This window comes from Shewanella alkalitolerans (genome assembly GCF_019457575.1).
Classification (GTDB): Bacteria; Pseudomonadota; Gammaproteobacteria; order Enterobacterales; family Shewanellaceae; genus Shewanella; species Shewanella loihica.
The window spans coordinates 2928197-2948163 of sequence record NZ_CP080422.1 but is presented as its reverse complement, the minus strand read 5'-3'; the positions used below and the strand labels follow the sequence as shown (position 1 = coordinate 2948163).

At 53.0% G+C, this 19967-nt stretch carries 15 protein-coding genes and 3 tRNA genes; 11 read left to right on the top strand and 7 right to left on the bottom strand.

What is annotated here, in order from left to right:
- Positions 1 to 59: 59 nt before the first annotated feature.
- Genes K0J45_RS12975 through K0J45_RS12965 form a run of 3 tightly spaced genes read right to left on the bottom strand, consistent with a single transcriptional unit; the run spans position 60 to position 5103 of the window.
- Positions 60 to 1970, bottom strand: a complete 1911-nt coding sequence (locus K0J45_RS12975; RefSeq protein ID WP_220042862.1) for an OmcA/MtrC family decaheme c-type cytochrome — start codon at positions 1968 to 1970, stop codon at positions 60 to 62.
- 37 nt (positions 1971 to 2007) lie between these two features.
- Complete coding sequence (locus K0J45_RS12970) at positions 2008 to 4119, bottom strand: MtrB/PioB family decaheme-associated outer membrane protein (RefSeq protein WP_220042861.1); 2112 nt, start codon at positions 4117 to 4119, stop codon at positions 2008 to 2010.
- 15 nt (positions 4120 to 4134) lie between these two features.
- Complete coding sequence (locus K0J45_RS12965; RefSeq protein ID WP_220042860.1) at positions 4135 to 5103, bottom strand: DmsE family decaheme c-type cytochrome; 969 nt, start codon at positions 5101 to 5103, stop codon at positions 4135 to 4137.
- Positions 5104 to 5496: 393 nt separating this feature from the next.
- Here K0J45_RS12965 and K0J45_RS12960 point away from each other — a divergent pair, with 393 nt between their 5' ends.
- From K0J45_RS12960 to glnS, 3 genes are all read left to right on the top strand, one after another.
- Complete coding sequence (locus tag K0J45_RS12960; RefSeq protein WP_011866315.1) at positions 5497 to 5736, top strand: FeoA family protein; 240 nt, start codon at positions 5497 to 5499, stop codon at positions 5734 to 5736.
- The gene (gene feoB, locus K0J45_RS12955; RefSeq protein ID WP_220042859.1) at positions 5729 to 8029 is read left to right on the top strand and encodes a Fe(2+) transporter permease subunit FeoB; all 2301 of its coding nucleotides are present in this window, start codon (positions 5729 to 5731) and stop codon (positions 8027 to 8029) included. The genes K0J45_RS12960 and feoB overlap by 8 nt, the downstream gene beginning before the upstream one ends.
- A gap of 199 nt (positions 8030 to 8228) precedes the next feature.
- Positions 8229 to 9899 (top strand): glutamine--tRNA ligase, encoded by a 1671-nt coding sequence (glnS, locus tag K0J45_RS12950; protein WP_220042858.1) that lies wholly within the window; start codon positions 8229 to 8231, stop codon positions 9897 to 9899.
- Positions 9900 to 9984: 85 nt separating this feature from the next.
- On the opposite strand, the gene K0J45_RS12945 is transcribed toward glnS, so the two are convergent.
- A complete protein-coding gene (locus tag K0J45_RS12945) occupies positions 9985 to 10581 on the bottom strand; it encodes a Yip1 family protein (protein WP_011866312.1) in 597 nt (198 codons plus the stop codon).
- A gap of 250 nt (positions 10582 to 10831) precedes the next feature.
- On the opposite strand from K0J45_RS12945, the gene miaE reads away from it, so the two are divergent.
- A complete protein-coding gene (miaE, locus tag K0J45_RS12940) occupies positions 10832 to 11602 on the top strand; it encodes a tRNA isopentenyl-2-thiomethyl-A-37 hydroxylase MiaE (RefSeq protein ID WP_220042857.1) in 771 nt (256 codons plus the stop codon).
- Positions 11603 to 11675: 73 nt separating this feature from the next.
- Here miaE and K0J45_RS12935 read toward each other — a convergent pair whose 3' ends face one another.
- Positions 11676 to 12404, bottom strand: coding sequence for a UDP-2,3-diacylglucosamine diphosphatase (locus tag K0J45_RS12935; RefSeq protein ID WP_220042856.1), 729 nt, complete (start codon positions 12402 to 12404; stop codon positions 11676 to 11678).
- A gap of 18 nt (positions 12405 to 12422) precedes the next feature.
- Complete coding sequence (locus K0J45_RS12930; protein ID WP_220042855.1) at positions 12423 to 12917, bottom strand: peptidylprolyl isomerase; 495 nt, start codon at positions 12915 to 12917, stop codon at positions 12423 to 12425.
- A gap of 264 nt (positions 12918 to 13181) precedes the next feature.
- On the opposite strand from K0J45_RS12930, the gene cysS reads away from it, so the two are divergent.
- Positions 13182 to 14561, top strand: coding sequence for a cysteine--tRNA ligase (gene cysS, locus K0J45_RS12925; protein ID WP_220042854.1), 1380 nt, complete (start codon positions 13182 to 13184; stop codon positions 14559 to 14561).
- Between the two features lie 175 nt (positions 14562 to 14736).
- On the opposite strand, the gene folD is transcribed toward cysS, so the two are convergent.
- A complete protein-coding gene (gene folD, locus K0J45_RS12920) occupies positions 14737 to 15591 on the bottom strand; it encodes a bifunctional methylenetetrahydrofolate dehydrogenase/methenyltetrahydrofolate cyclohydrolase FolD (RefSeq protein WP_011866307.1) in 855 nt (284 codons plus the stop codon).
- Between the two features lie 347 nt (positions 15592 to 15938).
- Between folD and K0J45_RS12915 the strand changes: the two genes are divergently transcribed.
- The 6 genes from K0J45_RS12915 to clpX all read left to right on the top strand — a co-directional run bounded on the left by K0J45_RS12915 (position 15939) and on the right by clpX (position 19862).
- Positions 15939 to 16015, top strand: a tRNA-Pro gene (locus K0J45_RS12915).
- 63 nt (positions 16016 to 16078) lie between these two features.
- A tRNA-Arg gene (locus K0J45_RS12910) sits at positions 16079 to 16155 on the top strand.
- Positions 16156 to 16163: 8 nt separating this feature from the next.
- Positions 16164 to 16239 (top strand) — tRNA-His (locus K0J45_RS12905).
- Between the two features lie 252 nt (positions 16240 to 16491).
- Complete coding sequence (tig, locus tag K0J45_RS12900; protein WP_220042853.1) at positions 16492 to 17796, top strand: trigger factor; 1305 nt, start codon at positions 16492 to 16494, stop codon at positions 17794 to 17796.
- Positions 17797 to 17885: 89 nt separating this feature from the next.
- A complete protein-coding gene (gene clpP, locus K0J45_RS12895; protein ID WP_011866305.1) occupies positions 17886 to 18497 on the top strand; it encodes an ATP-dependent Clp endopeptidase proteolytic subunit ClpP in 612 nt (203 codons plus the stop codon).
- An 84-nt stretch (positions 18498 to 18581) separates the two neighbouring features.
- Entirely contained in the window at positions 18582 to 19862 is a 1281-nt protein-coding gene (clpX, locus tag K0J45_RS12890; protein WP_011866304.1) for an ATP-dependent protease ATP-binding subunit ClpX, read from the top strand.
- The last annotated feature ends 105 nt before the right edge of the window (positions 19863 to 19967 follow it).

Here is a 19967-nt window from a genome sequence, read left to right as displayed (position 1 = left end):
TCAGTCAATCTCTCAATGCGTTGTCGAATCGGCGCCAGTGAGCTGGCGCCGTGTCCGGTTTATTTGATGGGATGCACCCTCAGCACATCGGCATCGGCGCCTTGTCGGTGACAGGTGCTGCAGCTTTCGGTGCCTGCGGTGGCATCGGACAGAGTGCCGCTGAACACTGCGCCTTGCTGGATCATATGGTTCTTGTTGGTCTCGCTGCTGTGGCAGTCGCTACAGATGGCGGCTGTTGGGCTGGTGTAGCTGCCATCGTCTATGGCCAGCGGTTTCACGCCGGGATCCAGCGGCAGGGCGACCGAGAGCACGCCATCTCTGTCGGCGTGACACTGGGCGCAGTTACCTATATTGCCAGGGTAGTTAATCCCTTCGAAACCGGCGCGCTGACCACTATGAATACCGTGGATAAGATGCTTGAAGTCCGCCGTGGTGAGGGACGGATTGTCCGCGGCCTCGGCTTGCATGTTGGGGTTGTGACATAGCTGACACTGACCCTCAAGATCGTTGCGCGAACCGTGGAAGTTCAGCTGTTGATCCCCGTGGCAGCTACCGCAGGTGTCGTTGTTGACCACCACGCGGCGGCCGCTATCGCTCAAGGCATCGGTGGCGAAGAAGCGATGGCTGGATTTGATCACCACTTCGCTGTTGGCCTCATCACTACAGGCGCCCAGTACGCCGTTGGCGGCGCAGACTCTGCCTTGAATCGCTAGCGTGCCTTTATCCATCTCGCTACCTGCGGGGACCGTCAGCCCGGCTATCTGATAGTCGAAGCTGCCGTTGCTGCCGGAGATAGGCGCGGTTTCATGCACACGTATGGAGCGCGCCGAGCGGGTGGCATAGTCGAAGCTGGTGCCCCAGTTGGCGTATACGCGAAGGTCGGAGACGAAATCCAGTTGGTCGGCGCTGGCCGTGTAGGGCTGACCCGTCGCGGGGTTTTCCAGTGTCAGGGTGAATGAGACGGTATCGCCACTTTGCATCGCTTTGGTGATCACAGGCTTAAATTGTGCCAATGCCTGGGCGTTGCCGCCGTCGTTGTGGACGCTGGCGGTCCAATCCGGGTTGTGACAGGCGACGCAGTTGGCGTTGTTGAGCTGCGCCGGATGGCCTTCCCCCTTCTTGAAGTCGATATAGGTATGGCAGGCGCCGCAGGCCTCCATGGTGGGTACCCGCGCCCAATTCATCTGCTCGCTCAATGTCTCGTCCTCGGCGTGGCAGGTCTGGCAGTTTGCCAGCGAGCCGGGGAAGCCGGTCAGGTGTTTGCCGTGGATCATCTGCGGGAAGATGTTGTCTGGATTGCTGACGCGATCGGCATTGTGACAGGTCACACAGGTCTCAATCTGGTTGTAGTTGCCGCGATGAAAGGCCAGATCGCTGTGACAGCTGTTGCAGGTTTCTATCTTGATCAGGTTGCGGGTGTATACAGGATCGCTGCTGGTGCCGTCTTTGTCGCCCTGCCAGTCGAAGTGCTGATTGGTGACGGGCAGGCTGGTGCCATCGGCCAGGCTGTCGCCCCCTAGCTTAACCACGACTCGCTGCGTGGCGCCGGCCTGGTAACCGACATCATTCAAGCCGTCGAAACCTGAGCTGAAGGTGTAGCTGTAGCGGCCATTCTTATGATCCACATACTCACCAGGGCAGCTGTCGTTGCAGCTTTCCGAGGTGAAGTATTGCCACTGGGAGGCGTTGCCCGCATTGGTGTAGCCCTGGGGCAGCAGCTGAGCGGCAATAAAGGTGGCGCTTGGGATCCCCACAACAGGTTCGTCATCCTGATTGGTGACGCGGTAGCTCACCGTGGCAACGCCTGATTGCATCTGCACGGGATCGAAGCTGACCACTAAGGTGTCGATCACCATGGCTGGTGGGCCGCCGGGCTCGCCAGGATTACCGGGTTTACCATCATCGCCGCCACAGGCGGAGAGTAGCGAAACTAGCCCAAATAGGGCGGCATAATGGAAAGTTTTGTTCATCTTCATCATCGCTTCCTTGGCATAGGGGGCGCCTGAGTTACAGCTGGTAACTCAGGGTCACTCCAAAGTAGTGGGCGTTGTAATCATGGCTGAGGTCACCGAAGGTCAACACGTTGGGGATGCTGTCTGGCATCAGGTTGTCGTTAGCCCAGTCGGCGTCTTGGTACTGCTCGAAGATCCAATCCAGCCGCAGCCCCAGGCTCTCGCTGAGATTAAAGTCGGCGAAGGCGTTGAGATTGTGTCGGGTGGCGTAATAGCTGCCGTATGGGCTGTGCAGACCCTGGCTGACCTCTGTGTCGCTCTGGCCGTCGCTATAGCTGTAGTTGAGGCCTAGTCGCAGACGGTTCTCCATCAGGGCATCGTAATCGAACCCGGCACCGATAAGGGTCGCCTTATCCTTGGTGGTAGCAAACCAGTTGGCACTACCGAAGTTGTTACTGCCTGCCTGATCGCTGTCGCGCCAGTCCTGATTGACGAAGGCGCTGAGGTTAATCTGCTCATTCAGGGCATAGTTGGCGGAGAGATCATAACCCTGGCTATCGACCTGGGTCAGGCCTATCTGGGTGTCTGTGTAGTCATCCTGCATCAGGTGCAGGTTGAGCGTGGCGCTGAGCGACTCGCCGTTATAGCTGGTGTAGAGGCCATAGCGCTGGCGCTCACGATCGGCCAGATAGCTGCGCCTTAACAGCGGGTTGTTGGGGCGATTGCTGACGCTCGATCCCAGATATTCGCTGCCGCCGCGATCCTTAAACTCGGCCTTGAGCCAGGCCTGCCATTGGGAGGAGAGCCGATAGTGGAGCTTGGCCGTAACATCTGATGTCTGCAGGCTGTCGCGGTCGAGGGCGTTGTAGTTGTTGTGCTCATACTGGTATTGCAGATCCAGATAGAGGCTGCGGGTAAAGCGGTACTTGGCTCCCAGATTCGCCTGTTGACGGGTTCGGTCATAGGCCTGATTAACCTTATCGCCGCTGTAGTAGCTGTCGGTAATGATCTGCGGGTAACTCATTATCTCAGACTTGTTGTCGCAATCGCGATAGTCGTAGCCGGCCCTGAGGCTGAGCTCCGGGGTGAGACGCCCGAGATACTTAAGCTTCATCTCCAGCAGATCTACCTGGCCGTCGAGATTGGTCGCAGGCAGCATGGGTGAGGGGCCATTAATGGTGGCCGGCAGATAGGCCTGATCTTGGGTCATGCGGCTAAAACCCAGATGCATCAGCACCTGCTGACCCGGGGCGGAGAATTGGCTGTGGGCCGCGATGCGATAGGCCTTGTTATCGGGCGCTACAGCGCTCTGTCCATAATAGGCGGCGCCGAAGGTGGGGCTGAAGGCCGATTGCCAGTGCAGGGCATTGATATCGTTCTTGTAATGACTGAGCTCGGCATCTATGCCGGTCAGCCACTGATTGCCGCGAAAGTAGAGTTTGCCTTCGATGCGATCGCTCTTGTCGTCGACGCGCTCCGCCAGCATGGTGCTGTTGGTGAGGAGATTGGCGCTGGCACGGCGATTGCCCTGACGCTGCTCATATTGGTAGCCGAGGCTAGCCTCGTAGAAGCTGCCGGTATAGGCGGCGTCGAGACGGTAGCGGTCACGGGTGATCTTAAGCTCACTCGCCATCAGGCTATCGTTTAGGCTGCTCATCTGATCGGTTGTGGCGGCGCTCTGCCATTGGCTGGGGAGCTGCCAGCTGTTGGCCAATAGCCGATAGGGGGTTAGTGCCGCATTGTTGTCGAAGCGGGCAAAGCCTCGATAGCTGGCGGCTATCTCGTACTGGCCCTTGCGTCCGGTTGTTAAACTGGCTGAGCTGGCGTCGTAGCCTAGGCGGTCTGCCTTAAATTGGGTCTGGTAGCCAGAGGACTTCCTGTGGGTTAGATCTGCCTCCAGGCTCGCCACGGCGCCATCTGTGTCTGTGCCCGTGGTGTTGCCGAAACGGCTATCGCCGCCGTCGTTATAGGCGACGCCGACGCCTATCTCGCCAGTGGTTGCATCTTTGACTTCACAGCGTTGGCATTTCCAGGCATCCATCTTCACCGAGCTGCGATTGGCGGAGGCGAGATCGTACCCCTGGGCCGATGCCAGGCTGCTGAGGATAGAGAGGGTCAGCAGGCTGAGTGGCCAAGCGCGTGTGTGAGTCCCTTTAAGTCTGTTCATCGCTATGCTCCCTCATTAACGTTGCAGTAGTTTGCCCGATGGATGGTTAGAGCCATGCACCTGGTTGTGGCAGTTGAGGCAGCTTTGGCCGCCGTTGAAGGCATTAGGGCTGTTGGCAAATACCGGATTGGCGGCGTGACCGTCGCTGGCGTGGCACTGCTGGCAAAGCTGAGGGGGCTTGGCGATCAACATGGCCTCGTTGACCGTGCCGTGGGGATTATGACAGTTGGCGCAGTTGTCGGTGACCGGTGCATGTTCCCACAGCTTAGGCCCACGTTTCTCGGCATGGCAGGCGTAGCAGTTATCGTTAATGCTCATCTGCTTCAGGCTGGCCTCGCCCAGACCGCCGTGGGGATTGTGACAGTCGCTACAAACCATCTGCTGCCACTTGAGTGGGTGGCTGCTGCGCTTGTGCAGGTCGGCCTTTTGTTGGGTATGACATGTGGTGCAGACGGCGACCTCCTGGCTCTTATCGCTTATGGGGTCATGACCCGTGTGTACCTGATGACAATCGCTACAGGCAACATCGGCATTGTCGTGATGATTGCCGCTCCAGGCCATGCGCTGGTCGTCGTTATGGCAGCTCATGCAGACGCTGTTTTGTTTCTCGGCTGGCACGGGTGAGTTGGCGCCGAAGGTGATCATAGGCTCCTTGCCGCCGCGATTATGTTTGCCCATGGGGCCGTGGCAGGCTTCGCACTGCAGGTCGGCCATGGGGGAGCCTTTTACCTGGGAATTGCCATGCACGCCGTCAAATAGCGCCATGACGGTTTGGTTCTTGCGATGGCACATGAGGCAGCTATCGGCGCCCTTGGGGGAGTATTGACCTTCGGCGAATTTGCTATCGAGGATCTTCTCCACCTCCTCGGCGGGCATCTCGTCCCAGGGGGTTGCCTGAGCGTGCAAACTAAAGAGAGGGTATAGCGCGAGTAGGGCCGTTAGCCTAAGGGCACGCAGCCAAGTCGATTCCTTTTTCATCATCATCCATCCAAGCACAGTGTGGCGTTTAGTTGTTATCTTTATGAATTACTAATTTACCAAAGCTAAATAATAGGCAAGATTTGTGACGAATGTGTAAATTTTGTGGCGATAAATAATGGGTAAAAATGAAGTATTTGAGCGAATTAGCACTTTATGTGATCTGGATCACGTTGTGCTCGTAAGTTGGGACGTAGAATTGCTCGCCAATGAAAATGGTTCTCATTTGATAATCTCGTTTACTGATTGAGATATCTGTCACATAATATAAAATACAATTGAAAATTATTATCGTTTCCAATCATAAATATTGATCTAGATAAAGTTATTGGAAGCCTTGCTCCGTTAGAATCTGGTGTAGTTCAGATTTATCGAGACCTGAAAAGGTAGAGTTGCAATATGAAATTAAGCGAATTAAAGCCTGGCGATAGTGCAGTGATCTCCGAGGTTGGCCAGATTAGCCTGCCTGCGGTGGTGAAACGCAAGCTTTTATCCATGGGGATCACCCCCAACACCTCTCTGACCCTGTTACGACGCGCCCCATTGGGCTCGGGATTAGAGTTGGCCATTCGTGGCAGTAAGTTATGCATGCGTAAGGACCTGGCTGAAGTAATTGAGGTGGAGCTGGCTCATGGCTAAACAATTTCATTGTGTGACCGTTGGTAACCCTAACGCGGGCAAGTCAACACTCTTTAATGCGCTAACCGGTGCTAACCAGCAGGTGGGTAACTGGTCTGGGGTAACGGTAGAGAAGAAGACAGGGGCCTTTACCCTGAACGATACCCAGGTGCTGCTGACGGATCTGCCTGGTATTTACGACTTACTGCCAGCCGGTAGCAGCTGCGATTGCTCTCTTGACGAGCAGATTGCCCAGCAATACCTGGCCGAGGCGCAGATGGATGGCATCATCAACCTGGTCGATGCCACCAATATCGAGCGTCACCTGTATCTGACGGTGCAGCTGCGCGAGCTTGGCATTCCTATGGTGGTAGTGATCAACAAGATTGACGCGGCCAAGGCCCACGGGATAGAGGTCGATGTCGACAAGATGAGTCAGCAGCTAGGCTGCCCCGTGATTGCCGTCTGCTCTCGCGATATGAATGATATCAAGCAGGTACAGGCCCAGGTGGTCGACCTGTTAGATGGTAAGGTGTCCGAGGCGCCTCTGGTGCTGGATTACGATGTTGAGATCGAGGCGGGTATCAAGGCGCTGTTTGAGCGTGATAGCCAGCTGAGTCGTGGCCGCGCCCTGGCGATGATGGGTAACGGTCTTGGCTGTGGCCAGTGTAAGAATGGTCAGATGCTGTCTGAGGTGTCCCAATGCTCCGAGCGCTTAGCGGCCCAAGGTAAGGATATCGAGATCATGGTGGCCACCACACGTTTCGATTTCGTGCAGCAGGTCTTTAACCAATCGGTGAAAGACAGCGATCAGCTTACCCTGAGCGACCGTCTCGATAAGCTGGTGTTGCATCCCATCGCAGGAGTCCCGGTATTCCTGTTCGTGATGTACTTGATGTTTATGTTCAGTATCAATGTCGGTAGCGCCTTTATCGACTTCTTCGACATCACGGCCGGTGCCCTGTTTGTCGATCATCTCGGCGCACTGATGACCAATATCGGTGCCCCAGCCTGGTTGGTGACCATAGTTGCCGGCGGTATGGGCCAGGGTATCCAAACCGTAGCCACCTTTATTCCCGTGATCGCCGCGCTCTTCCTGGCACTATCTGTGCTGGAAGGCTCGGGTTACATGGCGCGCGCCGCCTTCGTGGTCGATGGCCTGATGCGTCGTATCGGTCTGCCGGGTAAGGCGTTTGTGCCTATGATCGTCGGTTTTGGCTGCTCGGTACCTGCCATCATGGCGACCCGTACCTTAGGCAGCGAGCGTGAGCGTATCGTGACAGGTATGATGGCGCCTTTCATGTCTTGTGGTGCGCGTCTGCCGGTTTATGCCCTGTTTGCGGCGGCCTTCTTCCCCGAGTCGGGTCAAAACCTGGTATTCCTGCTCTATATCATAGGCGTGTTAGCCGCGGTAGGAACAGGATTGTTGCTACGTTCAACCTTGCTTCCCGGCAGCAGCAGCGCCGTGGTGATGGAACTGCCTAACTACGAGAAGCCAAAGCTTAAGGCGGTGATGGCCAGAACTGGTAAGCGTACCAAGAGCTTTATTCTAGGCGCAGGTAAGACAATCGTTATCGTGGTAACCCTGCTTAACTTCATCAACGCCATAGGTGTCGATGGCAGCTTCGGCCACGAGGACAGCTCTGAGTCTGTGCTGAGTGTGGCGAGCCAGAAGGTCACTCCACTCTTCTCGCCAATGGGCATAGAGCAGGATAATTGGCCAGCAACCGTGGGTATCATCACAGGTATCTTCGCCAAAGAAGCCGTAGTCGGCACCCTGAACAGCCTCTACTCGACCGCGAGCGGTGAAGATGAAACCTTGGCGCCACTTTCTGAGAGCTTCAGCGAAGCCTTGGCAACCATTCCTGAAAACCTGTTTGGCATCGCACCTGAAGATCCGCTATCTATCTCGGTTGGTGACATTCAGACCATTGAGACGGCCTCGAGTGAGCTGGACGTAGATACCTCGACCTTTAGCGCATTGCAGAGTGGTTTCAGTGGCGTGACGGCAGCCTTTGCCTACCTGCTGTTTATCCTGCTCTATACGCCGTGTGTGGCGGCCATGGGGGCTCTAGTGGGTGAGTTTGGCCCTCGCTGGGCAACCTTTGCGGCAACCTGGACTCTGGGCCTGGCCTATGGCACAGCGACCGTCTTCTATCAGGCGATGACCTTCGCGGCGCATCCGCTGCAGTCTGGTCTGTGGATCGCCTTCTTCCTGGTCGCGCTGGTAGTCTTCTACCTTTGGTTAAAGCGCAAGGGACAGCGTGCTCAGACTATCATTCCGGTGATCAATGTGGTGACCGAGTCGATTTAAGCCTGATGTAAAACAGTTTGTTAAACCGAGAAAAGCAGCGATAAGTCGCTGCTTTTCTGTTTTTGCGCTAAATCATGGCAGTTTTTGCGATTTGGCCGTTGTAACGAAGCGAAATCTGTAGGAATATGCAGGTTTTCTCCCATTAGTCTCGAGCGGCACCTGTGCGCCCGATGAAATAGAGTTCGCAAAGAGGATTTCCATGAGTCATGTGGACACCGAAGTACGTCCAAGTAACTTCATTCGTAACATCATAGATGAAGATTTAGAGAGCGGTAAGCACACCCGTGTGCACACACGTTTTCCGCCCGAGCCAAACGGTTATCTTCATATCGGTCACGCAAAATCGATCTGTTTGAACTTCGGTTTGGCGCAGGACTACAAGGGGCTATGTAACTTACGTTTTGATGATACCAACCCTGAGAAAGAGGATATCGATTACGTTAACTCTATTCAGGCCGACGTACATTGGTTAGGTTTCCAATGGGATGGTGAGATCCGTTATTCGTCGAACTATTTCGATCAGCTGCACCAGTACGCGGTAGAACTTATCAACAAGGGACTGGCTTATGTCTGTTTCCTCAATGGTGAGCAGACCCGTGAATACCGTGGCACCCTGAAAGAGCCGGGTAAGAACAGTCCATATCGCGATACCTCTGTCGAAGAGAACCTTGAGCTGTTCGAGAAGATGCGCAAAGGCGAATTCAAAGAGGGTGAATGTGCACTCAGAGCCAAGATCGATATGGCGTCACCCTTCATGTGTATGCGTGACCCTGTGATCTATCGTATCCGTTTCGCCCATCACCATCAGACAGGTGACAAGTGGTGCATCTACCCTATGTATGATTTCACCCACTGTATCTCTGATGCGCTGGAAGATATCACCCATTCGCTCTGTACGCTGGAGTTCCAGGATAACCGCCGTCTGTATGACTGGGTGCTGGATAACCTGGACGATTTCCAGGCGCCAAACCGTACCCGTCAGTATGAGTTCTCTCGCCTGAATCTGGAATACACCCTGATGTCTAAGCGTAAGCTTAACGACCTTGTGGTGCGTGGTCTGGTATCAGGATGGGACGACCCGCGTATGCCGACCATCGCCGGTCTGCGTCGTCGTGGCTACACGCCAGCGGCGATTCGTGAGTTCTGCCGTCGTATCGGTGTGACCAAGCAAGAGAACATGGTCGAAGTGAGCATGCTGGACGCCTGTATTCGCGAAGAGCTGAACGAGCACGCGCCTCGCGCCATGGCGGTGATCAACCCGGTTAAGGTGATCATCGAAAACTACCCGGAAGGTCAGGTAGAGAAGCTATCTGCACCGGCGCACCCGACTATCGAGTCTATGGGCGAGCGCGAGCTGGTCTTCGGTCGCGAACTCTATATCGATGCCGATGATTTCCGTGAAGAGGCCAACAAGAAGTACAAGCGTCTTATCCAGGGCAAAGAGGTACGTTTGCGTAACGCTTATGTGATCAAGGCCGAGCGCTGCGATAAGGATGAGGCGGGCAATGTGACCACCATCTATTGCACCTATGACAATCAAACTTTGGGTAAGAACCCAGCCGATGGTCGTAAGGTGAAAGGGGTGATCCACTGGGTTGAGGCCACAAGTGCGGTACCTGCCGAGTTCCGCCTGTATGACAGACTCTTCAATCAGCCGAATCCTGCGGCCGCCGAGACGGTTGATGAGGTGCTGAACACTGAGTCATTGGTGGTTAAGCATGGCTTGGTCGAGCCTGGCCTGGTTAATGTACAGGCCGAGAAGGCCTATCAGTTCGAGCGCGAAGGTTACTTCTGCGCCGATAGCAAAGACTCATCGCCTGAGCATCTGGTGTTTAACCTGACGGTTGCCCTGCGAGACTCTTCTAACTAATACTGCTTGGTATTAAATTTGATATTAAAAAAAGGCTTTAGGTGAACCCTAAAGCCTTTGTTGTATCTTGCGTCAGCTAAGTCGTCTATTGGTACATGGGGCCTAGGCCGAAGCTCCAAAGGATGACGCTCGAAGCCATCAGCGCGACCAATAGCACCAAGCCTGCGGTGACTACCGAACTGGCATAGATAAAGCCTTTCTCTTCCGGGATATTCATGATGATAGGTACCCCAGTGTAGAGCAGGTACACAGAGTAGGTGAGTCCTACCAGTCCAACGACCATCATGAACCAGAGCGCAGGATACAGCGCCGCCAAGCCGACCATGAAGAGAGGCGTTGCGGTATAGGCTGCCAGCTCGATCGCCTGTGTGTAGCTAGGCTGAGCATCGAAGGTCTTTGCCATCCAATAGGCCAGATAGGCCAGGGCGAAGACGCCGGCAATCAGGCCGAAATACATGCTGATGGACATCATCATGGCGCTTTGCTTGGTGAGGAAGAGGGGATCGGATACTCCTAGGTTCCAGCCGAACATGGTGGAGGCAAGATAGGTACAGACGGCCGGTATGAGGGCGATTAGCATGACATGGCTAAGACTGCTTCTCAGCGCTTCGTGGTTTTTCTCAATTGTGTGCCACTCTTCTTTCGGATGAGTGTATAACCCCATTAAGTGATTCAATATCATTATAATTATCCTTGTTCAGCTTTCATATTGTGCTCGCCAAACTTCAGACGAACCCGCATTGCCTGTTGGTCTGCTACCCAATAGACCTCAGGCTCCCAAACAGCCCTGTGAGGACTGACATAGTTTATTTATTGAACATAAACTTAGACTAGTCAAGCTAACTTTCATCTGTTAGGCAGATGGACCTGCCTAAGGCCATCTTTTAAGGGTAGAATAGTCGGCGTCTGTCCGTTTAATCCTCGAGTGTGTGATGCAAGCCCTATTAGCCCCGATAAAGCAGTTCCTACAATGTGAAACCCCTGATGAGTGGATAGCGCTCGCCAGCCAGAGCGAGCAGCTTGCTGCGCTGCTTATCGATCACTGTAACTGTGAACTGAAGGCGGCGCAGACGGCGATGTTTTTGATCCGTAAGTATGCGGTGGATAAGGCGAGTGGCGATCAGCTACTCCAGTGGGCCAAGCCCTATGAGGAGTTCGTCTATAACAAGTCGCGGGATATCGATGCCTTTCTGGCGCGGGATGTGAAAAAGAATGAGCTGGTGGGTGAGTTGACCGCGAAGGATGGGGTCGATTACGGTCAGGATCTTATCGCCAAGATGGTACGCCTGATAAAAGAGGAGTTTCACCATTTTGAGCAGGTGCTGGAGATCATGCAGGCACGGGGCATACCCTATCAGAATCTCACTGCAGGCCGCTACGCCAAGGGGATGATGCGCGCGGTGCGCACCCATGAGCCGGCTACCCTGGTGGATAAGCTGATCGTAGGCGCCTTTATCGAGGCTCGCTCCTGTGAGCGTTTCGCCAAGCTAGCGCCTTATCTTGATGAGGGCCTGAGTAAGTTCTACGTGTCGCTGCTGCGCTCAGAGGCGCGTCACTATCAAGATTATCTGGTGCTGGCCCAGGCGATATCGCCTGAGAATATAGATGAACGTGTGGCTCACTTTGCCAAGCTGGAGGCGGAACTTATCAGCGCGCCAGACAGTGAGTTTAAGTTTCACTCGGGAAGGCCTGAGACCTGTTGATACGGGAAAAGTCTGACAGACCTTAGTTAGTGCGTACTGTAAACTAACGGGGGATCAGGCTGTTTCGGCTGGCCTATGCCTCTGTTTCACCAAAGGGCAGGCTCTGCAGGTTCACTTCCTTGGGGCTGATTTTCAATACGCTGCCTTGCTCATACCAGTCGCCCACCACGATACGCTGAGTGTCGTTGGCGAGCCGATGAATGTCTGGTCTGTGGGTATGACCATGGATCATGCGCTTAGCTCCAGTCTCAGCCATCAGCTGCTCGACCGCGCTCTGCTCCACATCCATGATGCTATAGCTTTTAAGCTGATTGCTCTGCTTACTCTTGCTACGCAGCTTGTCGGCGATGGCGATGCGTTTCGACTTAGGCAGGTGATTGTAGATAAACTTGGCCCAGGCCATATTTCTAAAGCGGCGGAATCTCTGATAAGCCTTATCCAGGGTGCACAGGCTATCGCCGTGGAGCAACACGCTGGGCTCACCATAGAGGTCGATGCTATAAACCTCAGGCAGCAGCGTCATGCCTGCGCGCTTGGCGTACTCTTTACCCAGCAGGAAGTCCCGGTTGCCATGGATAAAATAGATGGGCGTATGGGTCGAGAATCGCTTTAAGCGCTCGGCAAGCTCCAGGGCAAAAGGCTCGGCAATATCATCGCCCACCCAGACTTCAAACAGATCACCCAGGATATAGAGGGCGTCGCAATGGCTGGCATCTTGGTCAAGAAATTGATGGAAGGCGTTTAGGATATCGGGGCGATCGGCACTGAGGTGCAGATCGCCCACAAACAGGGTGTAGTTCAACGAGTGTCGGCCCTGTGATTAAGCTTCGACAGTTACGCTTTCGATGATCACGGCTTCTAGCGGTACGTCTTGATGCATGCCGCGGTTGCCGGTGGCAACGGCCTTGATCTGGTTAACCACATCCATGCCTTCGGTGACTTTACCAAATACACAATAACCCCAGCCTTGTACCGACTCAGATTTGAAGTCGAGGAAGGTGTTGTCGTTGATGTTGATGAAGAACTGCGCGGTGGCCGAGTGTGGATCTGAGGTGCGGGCCATAGCTATGGTGCCGACCAGGTTAGACAGACCATTATTGGCTTCGTTTTCGATCGCTTCGTTGCAACGCTTTTGCGACATATCTTCGGTGAATCCGCCGCCCTGGATCATGAAACCATCGATAACGCGGTGAAAGATGGTGCCATCATAAAAGCCGTCTTTCGCATACTTGATGAAGTTAGCGACGGTTGCAGGGGCTTTTTCGGCATCGAGTTCGAGTTTAATAACACCGTGGTTGGTTTGCATTGTGATCATATGACTGTATCTCATCATGGTTACTTATTCAGATAGCGCCAGATTCTAGCCTATTAACCAAGGCGCATAAAGGGATGGCGTGACTTTTCTCCCTTGGAACATGCTTAGCCGTGCGATAAACTCTCGCATTTTGCCCTGTCTGGCCCAGAGAATGTGCGGGGGCACAAAAAACGCTTTAGATTCACGCAATCACGCTGGAAGCGGCCGTTTTCAGGTGGTAGACTGAGCGGCCTATTTGTTGTCAATTATCTGTAGAGAATATCAATGTTGAAGCTATACAACAGTCTTACCCGCCAAAAAGAGGAATTTAAGCCAATACAGCCAGGTAAAGTCGGCATGTATGTCTGCGGGGTTACCATTTATGATTTGTGTCATATTGGTCACGGACGTACGTTTGTTGCTTTTGACATGATCGTCAGATACCTGAGATATATCGGCTATGATGTGAATTTCCACCGTAACATCACAGATGTCGACGATAAGATCATCAAGCGCGCCACCGAGAATGGCGAGAGCTGCGACGCCCTCACCGAGCGTCTGACCCAAGAAATGTATCACGACTTCGATGCGCTGAACATGAAGCGCCCCGATTTTGAGCCTCGTGCGACTCAGCATATGCCTGAGATCATCGAGATGGTCGAGCGCCTGCTGGAGCGTGACCATGCCTATATCGCCGACAATGGCGATGTGCTCTTCAGCGTCGCGTCCTTCCCTGAATATGGTCGTCTGTCTGGTCAGAACCTGGATCAACTGCAGGCTGGTGCCCGCGTAGAAGTGGACGAGAACAAGCGCGATCCTATGGATTTCGTGCTGTGGAAGATGTCTAAGCCGGGCGAGCCAACTTGGGATTCGCCATGGGGCCCTGGTCGTCCTGGTTGGCATATCGAATGTTCGGCGATGAACAGCAAGCATCTGGGTGAGCATTTCGATATTCACGGCGGCGGTTCTGATCTGCAGTTCCCTCACCATGAGAATGAGATTGCTCAGTCTTGCTGCGCCCACGACACCCCCTATGTGAACTACTGGATGCATACCGGTATGGTGATGGTGGACAAGGAGAAGATGTCCAAGTCGCTCAATAACTTCTTTACCATTCGCGACGTGCTCGCACATTATGATGCTTCGACCGTGCGTTACTTCCTGTTGTCTGGTCACTACCGCAGCCAGCTGAACTACTCGGAAGATAACTTAAAGCAGGCTAAGGCGGCGCTCGAGCGTCTCTATACCGCGCTGAAGGGACTGGACCTGAGCGTCGAGGCTGCGTCAGCAAACGAGTATGTGGCTAAGTTTAAAGAGGCTATGGACGATGATTTCAATACGCCTGAGGCCTATTCAGTGCTGTTTGACATGGCCCGTGAGATCAACCGTCTAAAAGTTGATGACTTGGCGGCGGCTTCCGCCCTGGGCGTTAGCATGAAGCAGTTGGGTGACGTGCTGGGGATCCTAGAGCAGGATGTCGATGGCTTCTTTAAGGGCGAGGGCAGCGACGATGAGGTGGCGCAGATCGAAGCCTTGATCGCCGAGCGTAACCGCGCCCGCGCCGAGAAGGATTGGGCCGCGGCCGATGTGGCGCGTGATGGCCTCAATGCCCTTGGGGTGATTCTGGAAGATGGCCCGGAAGGAACGACCTGGCGTAAGAAGTAAGCCGTTATGACGTTTTCCGTCACTTAATAAAGTGACACGCGTAAAAAAGCCTGCAATATGCAGGCTTTTTTGTATCTGTCGCTTAGCGAATCAAGTCAGACGGCTAATACTTGCGGGCATTTAGTAGTCGACGTTAGCCGTGATAGCTTAGTCGAGATAGCTAGTCGTGAGAGCTTTAGTCGTGATAGTTTTCCGCGGCGTACAGGGTGTTTTCCAGCAGGCTGGCGATGGTCATTGGACCGACACCGCCCGGCACTGGCGTGATATGGCTGGCGTGCTCGGCGGCCACATCATATTGCACATCACCTACTAGCTGACCGCTCTCTAAGCGGTTGATCCCCACGTCGATAACGATAGCGCCCGGTTTAATCCACTCGCCAGGAATAAAGTTCGGCTTACCCACGGCGACGATCAGCAGGTCGGCGCGGCGCACCTTGTCTTCAAGGTCACGGGTGAATCGGTGACAGGTAGTGGTAGTGCAGCCGGCTAATAACAGCTCTAGCGTCATCGGGCGACCGACGATATTAGAGGCGCCAACGACCACAGCATCCAGGCCGTAGGTGTCTACGCCGGTGGACTTGATAAGTGTCATGATCCCCATCGGCGTGCAAGAACGCAGTACTGGAATGCGCTGAGCCAGACGACCCACATTATAAGGATGGAAACCGTCGACATCTTTATCCGGGCGAATACGCTCGATCACCTTCGACTCTTCAATATGATCCGGTAGCGGCAGTTGAACCAAGATACCGTCGATGCTCGGGTCTTCGTTGCACTTGTCGATCAGGGCCAGCAGATCGGCTTCCGAGGTTTCGGTCGGCAGGTCAAAAGATTGTGATAGGAAGCCAACCTCTTCACAGGCACGGCGCTTACTGCCGACATAGACCTGAGAGGCGGGATCGGCTCCCACTAAGATAACGGCTAATCCCGGTACACGTTTTCCGGCCTCTTTGCGGGCGGTTACTTTGGCACTCAGTTGTTTTCGAATGGATTGAGCAATCGCTTTGCCATCGATTATTTGTGCTGTCATGGGGGGTGGATTTCCTTAATATGGCGCGATAATAAAAAATCGGCGACATTTTAACAGGGGGGGCGGAAACTGTCATTGACTTAGCTCGATAACAGTCAGTTCTAATATATGAATAATGTCGGCGAGGGCCACGATATGTCTAGCTACTTTAAATAAGGCTATTTAGGGGGATGAAATTGATTAATTGCTTGGATATTTGCGCGAATTGCTTAATAAAGTTGCGGATAGCTGCTTAAATAGTCAGGCGCGTCGGCATTGCAAAAAAATCGTTGACGCTAACCATATGAGGGGATAATATGCGCTCCGTTCTCGACGACACCCAGAGTATCGTCAGGAATCAAGATTCTCGGTGATTAGCGCAGTCCGGTAGCGCATCTGGTTTGGGACCAGAGGGTCAGAGGTTCGAATCCTCTATCACCGACCAAATTTTAAAATAACGTGGAGACGTTATTTGCCCTGTTAGGATATGAACCAAGTTCATAACGACGCGCCCGTAGCTCAGTTGGATAGAGCATCCGCCTTCTAAGCGGATGGCCGCAGGTTCGAATCCTGCCGGGCGTACCAAATCAGTGGTGATTGTAGCTCAGTTGGTAGAGCCCCGGATTGTGATTCCGGTTGTCGTGGGTTCAAGTCCCATCAGTCACCCCACTTCTTTCGAAGAAAATAAAAAAAGCGACCTCTGGTCGCTTTTTTTACGTCCGTAATTAGGGCTTTGAGGCTCGACTATGCCGAAAACCGTGGCTATAATGTCGCGTCTTGATAAATTTCAACTATGTGCGACGACTGCCAAACCCAGTTACCAAGGCATTTTAGTCGTTTTTTTAGATCAAGAAACGAATACCTTAATAGTTGATGATTCGGCTATTACAAAAGACGTTTGACATATTTCGAGGTAAAACAATGCAAGTTTCTGTAGAAACAACACAAGGTTTAGAGCGCCGCCTAACTATCTCTGTTCCTGCTGAGCAGATTGAAAAAGCCGTTTCTGATAGTTTGAAAAATGAAGCTAAGCGTGCACGTATTCCTGGTTTCCGTCCAGGCAAGGTACCTGTAAGCGTGATCAACAAGCGTTATGGTAAAGCGATTCGTCAAGAGATCACTGGCGAAGTGATGCAACGTAACTTTATCGAAGCCATCATCGCAGAAAAATTGAACCCAGCCGGTGCACCAACTTTTGTTCCTGGTGAAACCGATGCTGAAAACTTCCAGTTTGTTGCTACCTTCGAAATCTACCCAGAAGTAGAACTAAAAGGCCTAGATGCGATTGAAGTTGAGCAACCAACTGCCGAAGTTACCGATGCAGACGTTGATGCAATGATCGAAACGCTGCGCAAGCAACACGCTACGTTCGAAGCGGTTGAGCGTGAAGCTGCCGAAGGCGACAAGGCGAAGATCGACTTCGTTGGTTCTATCGACGGTGAAGAGTTCGAAGGCGGTAAGGCTGAAGATTTCGAACTTCAACTTGGCAGCGGCCGTATGATCCCAGGTTTCGAGTCTGGTGTTGAAGGTCACAAAGCCGGTGAAGCATTCGATATCGACGTGACTTTCCCAGAAGACTACCACGCAGAAAACCTGAAGGGTAAAGTAGCCAAGTTCGCTATTACTCTGAAAGAAGTACAAGCGGCTAACCTACCAGAAGTGAACGACGAGTTCGCTAAGCTGTTCGGCGTTGCTGACGGCGGCCTGGAAGCGCTGAAAGTTGAGATCCGTAAAAACATGAGCCGTGAGCTTGAGCAAGCGCTTAAAGCTAACGTCAAAGATCAAGTGCTAAACGGTCTGCTTGAGCAAAACGAAATCGACCTGCCTAAGGCACTAATCGATGGCGAAGTTAACGTTCTGCGTCAACAAGCTATGCAGCGTTTCGGCAACCAAGCCGCTAACATGCCTGAGTTACCAGCTGACCTGTTCACCGAGCAAGCCGAGCGCCGCGTAAAAGTGGGTCTGCTACTTGGCGAAGTGATCAAGACTAACGAGCTGAAAGCTGATGACGAGCGTGTTCAAGCGCTGATCGCTTCTATGGCTTCTGCCTACGAAGATCCACAGGAAGTTATTGAATATTACAATAACAACCAAGAGATGATGCAGAACATGCGTAACGTTGCGCTAGAAGAGCAAGCTGTTGAAGCACTGCTGAAAACTGCCAAGGTTACCGAGAAAGCAGTTCAATTCGAAGAATTTATGAACAAGGCTACCGGTCGCGCGTAACCTATGCTTGACTTAAATGGCTGTTAGCCATTTATAATGGCTCGTATGAGGCTCCTCATGCGGGCCGTTTTTATTTAGGGAAGTTAATAATGCAAAATGCGCCAGAATCAGTACTGAATGCACTTGTGCCTATGGTCGTTGAACAAACTGCCAAAGGGGAACGTTCATATGATATTTATTCTCGTCTGCTCAAAGAGAGGGTGATCTTTCTCGTTGGTCAGGTTGAAGAGCATATGGCTAACCTGATTGTGGCTCAGCTACTGTTCCTCGAGTCTGAGAGTCCAGATAAAGATATCTATCTTTATATTAACTCTCCTGGTGGCTCGGTCACTGCGGGGATGGCGATTTATGATACCATGCAGTTTATTAAGCCAAATGTCAGCACAGTCTGCATCGGTCAGGCCGCCAGTATGGGCGCCTTTCTGCTTGCCGGTGGTGCCAAGGGTAAGCGTCACTGTCTGCCAAACTCACGTGTAATGATCCATCAGCCATTGGGTGGCTTCCAGGGCCAGGCCTCTGATATCGCGATTCATGCACAAGAGATCTTGGGCATTAAGAACAAGCTGAACCAGATGCTTGCCGATCATACAGGCCAGCCGCTGGAAGTGATCGAGCGCGATACGGATCGTGACAATTTCATGAGTGCAACCGAGGCCGCAGAGTACGGATTGGTTGACTCTGTGCTCGATAAACGAGGCTGATATTTGTCGCTTGCTGAGCTATGATCAGTAAAAGGCGTAAGAGAAGAATTGTGCAGTGAGTGAAACTGCAAAAGAGGTAAACTAATGGGCGACAACAAAAGTAACGGTGATAGTGGGAAACTGCTGTACTGCTCTTTTTGTGGAAAGAGTCAGCATGAGGTTCGTAAGCTCATCGCCGGCCCTTCTGTGTATGTATGTGACGAGTGTGTAGAGCTTTGCAACGATATTATCCGTGAAGAGATCCGTGAGATATCGCCAAAGCAAGATCAAGATAGATTACCTACGCCACATGAGCTCAGAGCGCATCTTGATGACTATGTCATAGGTCAAGAGAAGGCTAAGAAAGTCTTATCTGTTGCTGTATATAACCACTATAAGCGTTTAAAAAATGCCACCCCTAAAGATGGTGTCGAGCTGGGCAAGAGTAACATCTTGCTGATCGGCCCAACCGGTAGTGGTAAGACGCTGCTTGCCGAGACCTTAGCTCGGTTCTTGAATGTGCCTTTTACCATGGCCGATGCCACCACCCTGACCGAGGCCGGTTATGTGGGTGAGGATGTCGAGAACATCATTCAGAAGCTGCTGCAGAAGTGCGACTACGATGTCGAGAAGGCCCAGCGTGGTATCGTCTATATCGATGAGATCGATAAGATCAGCCGCAAGTCAGATAACCCATCGATCACCCGTGACGTGTCCGGTGAAGGCGTGCAGCAGGCGCTGCTTAAGCTGATCGAAGGCACTGTGGCTGCCGTACCGCCCCAAGGCGGACGTAAGCATCCTCAGCAGGAGTTCTTGCAGGTCGATACCTCTAAGATCCTCTTCATCTGTGGCGGCGCCTTTGCGGGCCTAGAGAAGGTGATCGAGCAGCGCTCTCATGTCGGTACCGGCATAGGTTTCGGCGCCGAGGTGAAAGGCGAGGCCGATAAGGCCACTATCTCTGACGTATTGCTGCAGGTTGAGCCTGAAGATCTGGTGAAATATGGTTTGATCCCTGAGTTCATCGGTCGTCTGCCTGTACTGGCTACCCTGGCCGAGCTGGATGAAGCGGCATTGATTCAGATCCTGTCTGAGCCAAAGAACGCGCTGACTAAGCAGTTTGCCGCCCTGTTCGAGATGGAAGGGGTTGAGCTTGAGTTCAGAGAAGATGCGCTCAAGGCGATTGCCCTCAAGGCAATGGATCGTAAGACAGGTGCTCGCGGTCTGCGTTCAATCGTCGAAGGCATTCTACTGGACATCATGTATGACCTGCCATCAACCGAGAACGTGGCCAAGGTGGTTATCGATGAGTCAGTGGTTAAGGGCGAGTCCGCTCCTATCCTCATCTACGAAGCCAATGAGACGCAAGCCGCGGTGGCTGAACAATAATTCGGCTAACGTGAAGCGAAATAAACATAAAGGAGTCCACTGGGCTCCTTTTTTTATATTTGCCATTGAAACCCACTGAAACACCCCAATATACTCATTAATATT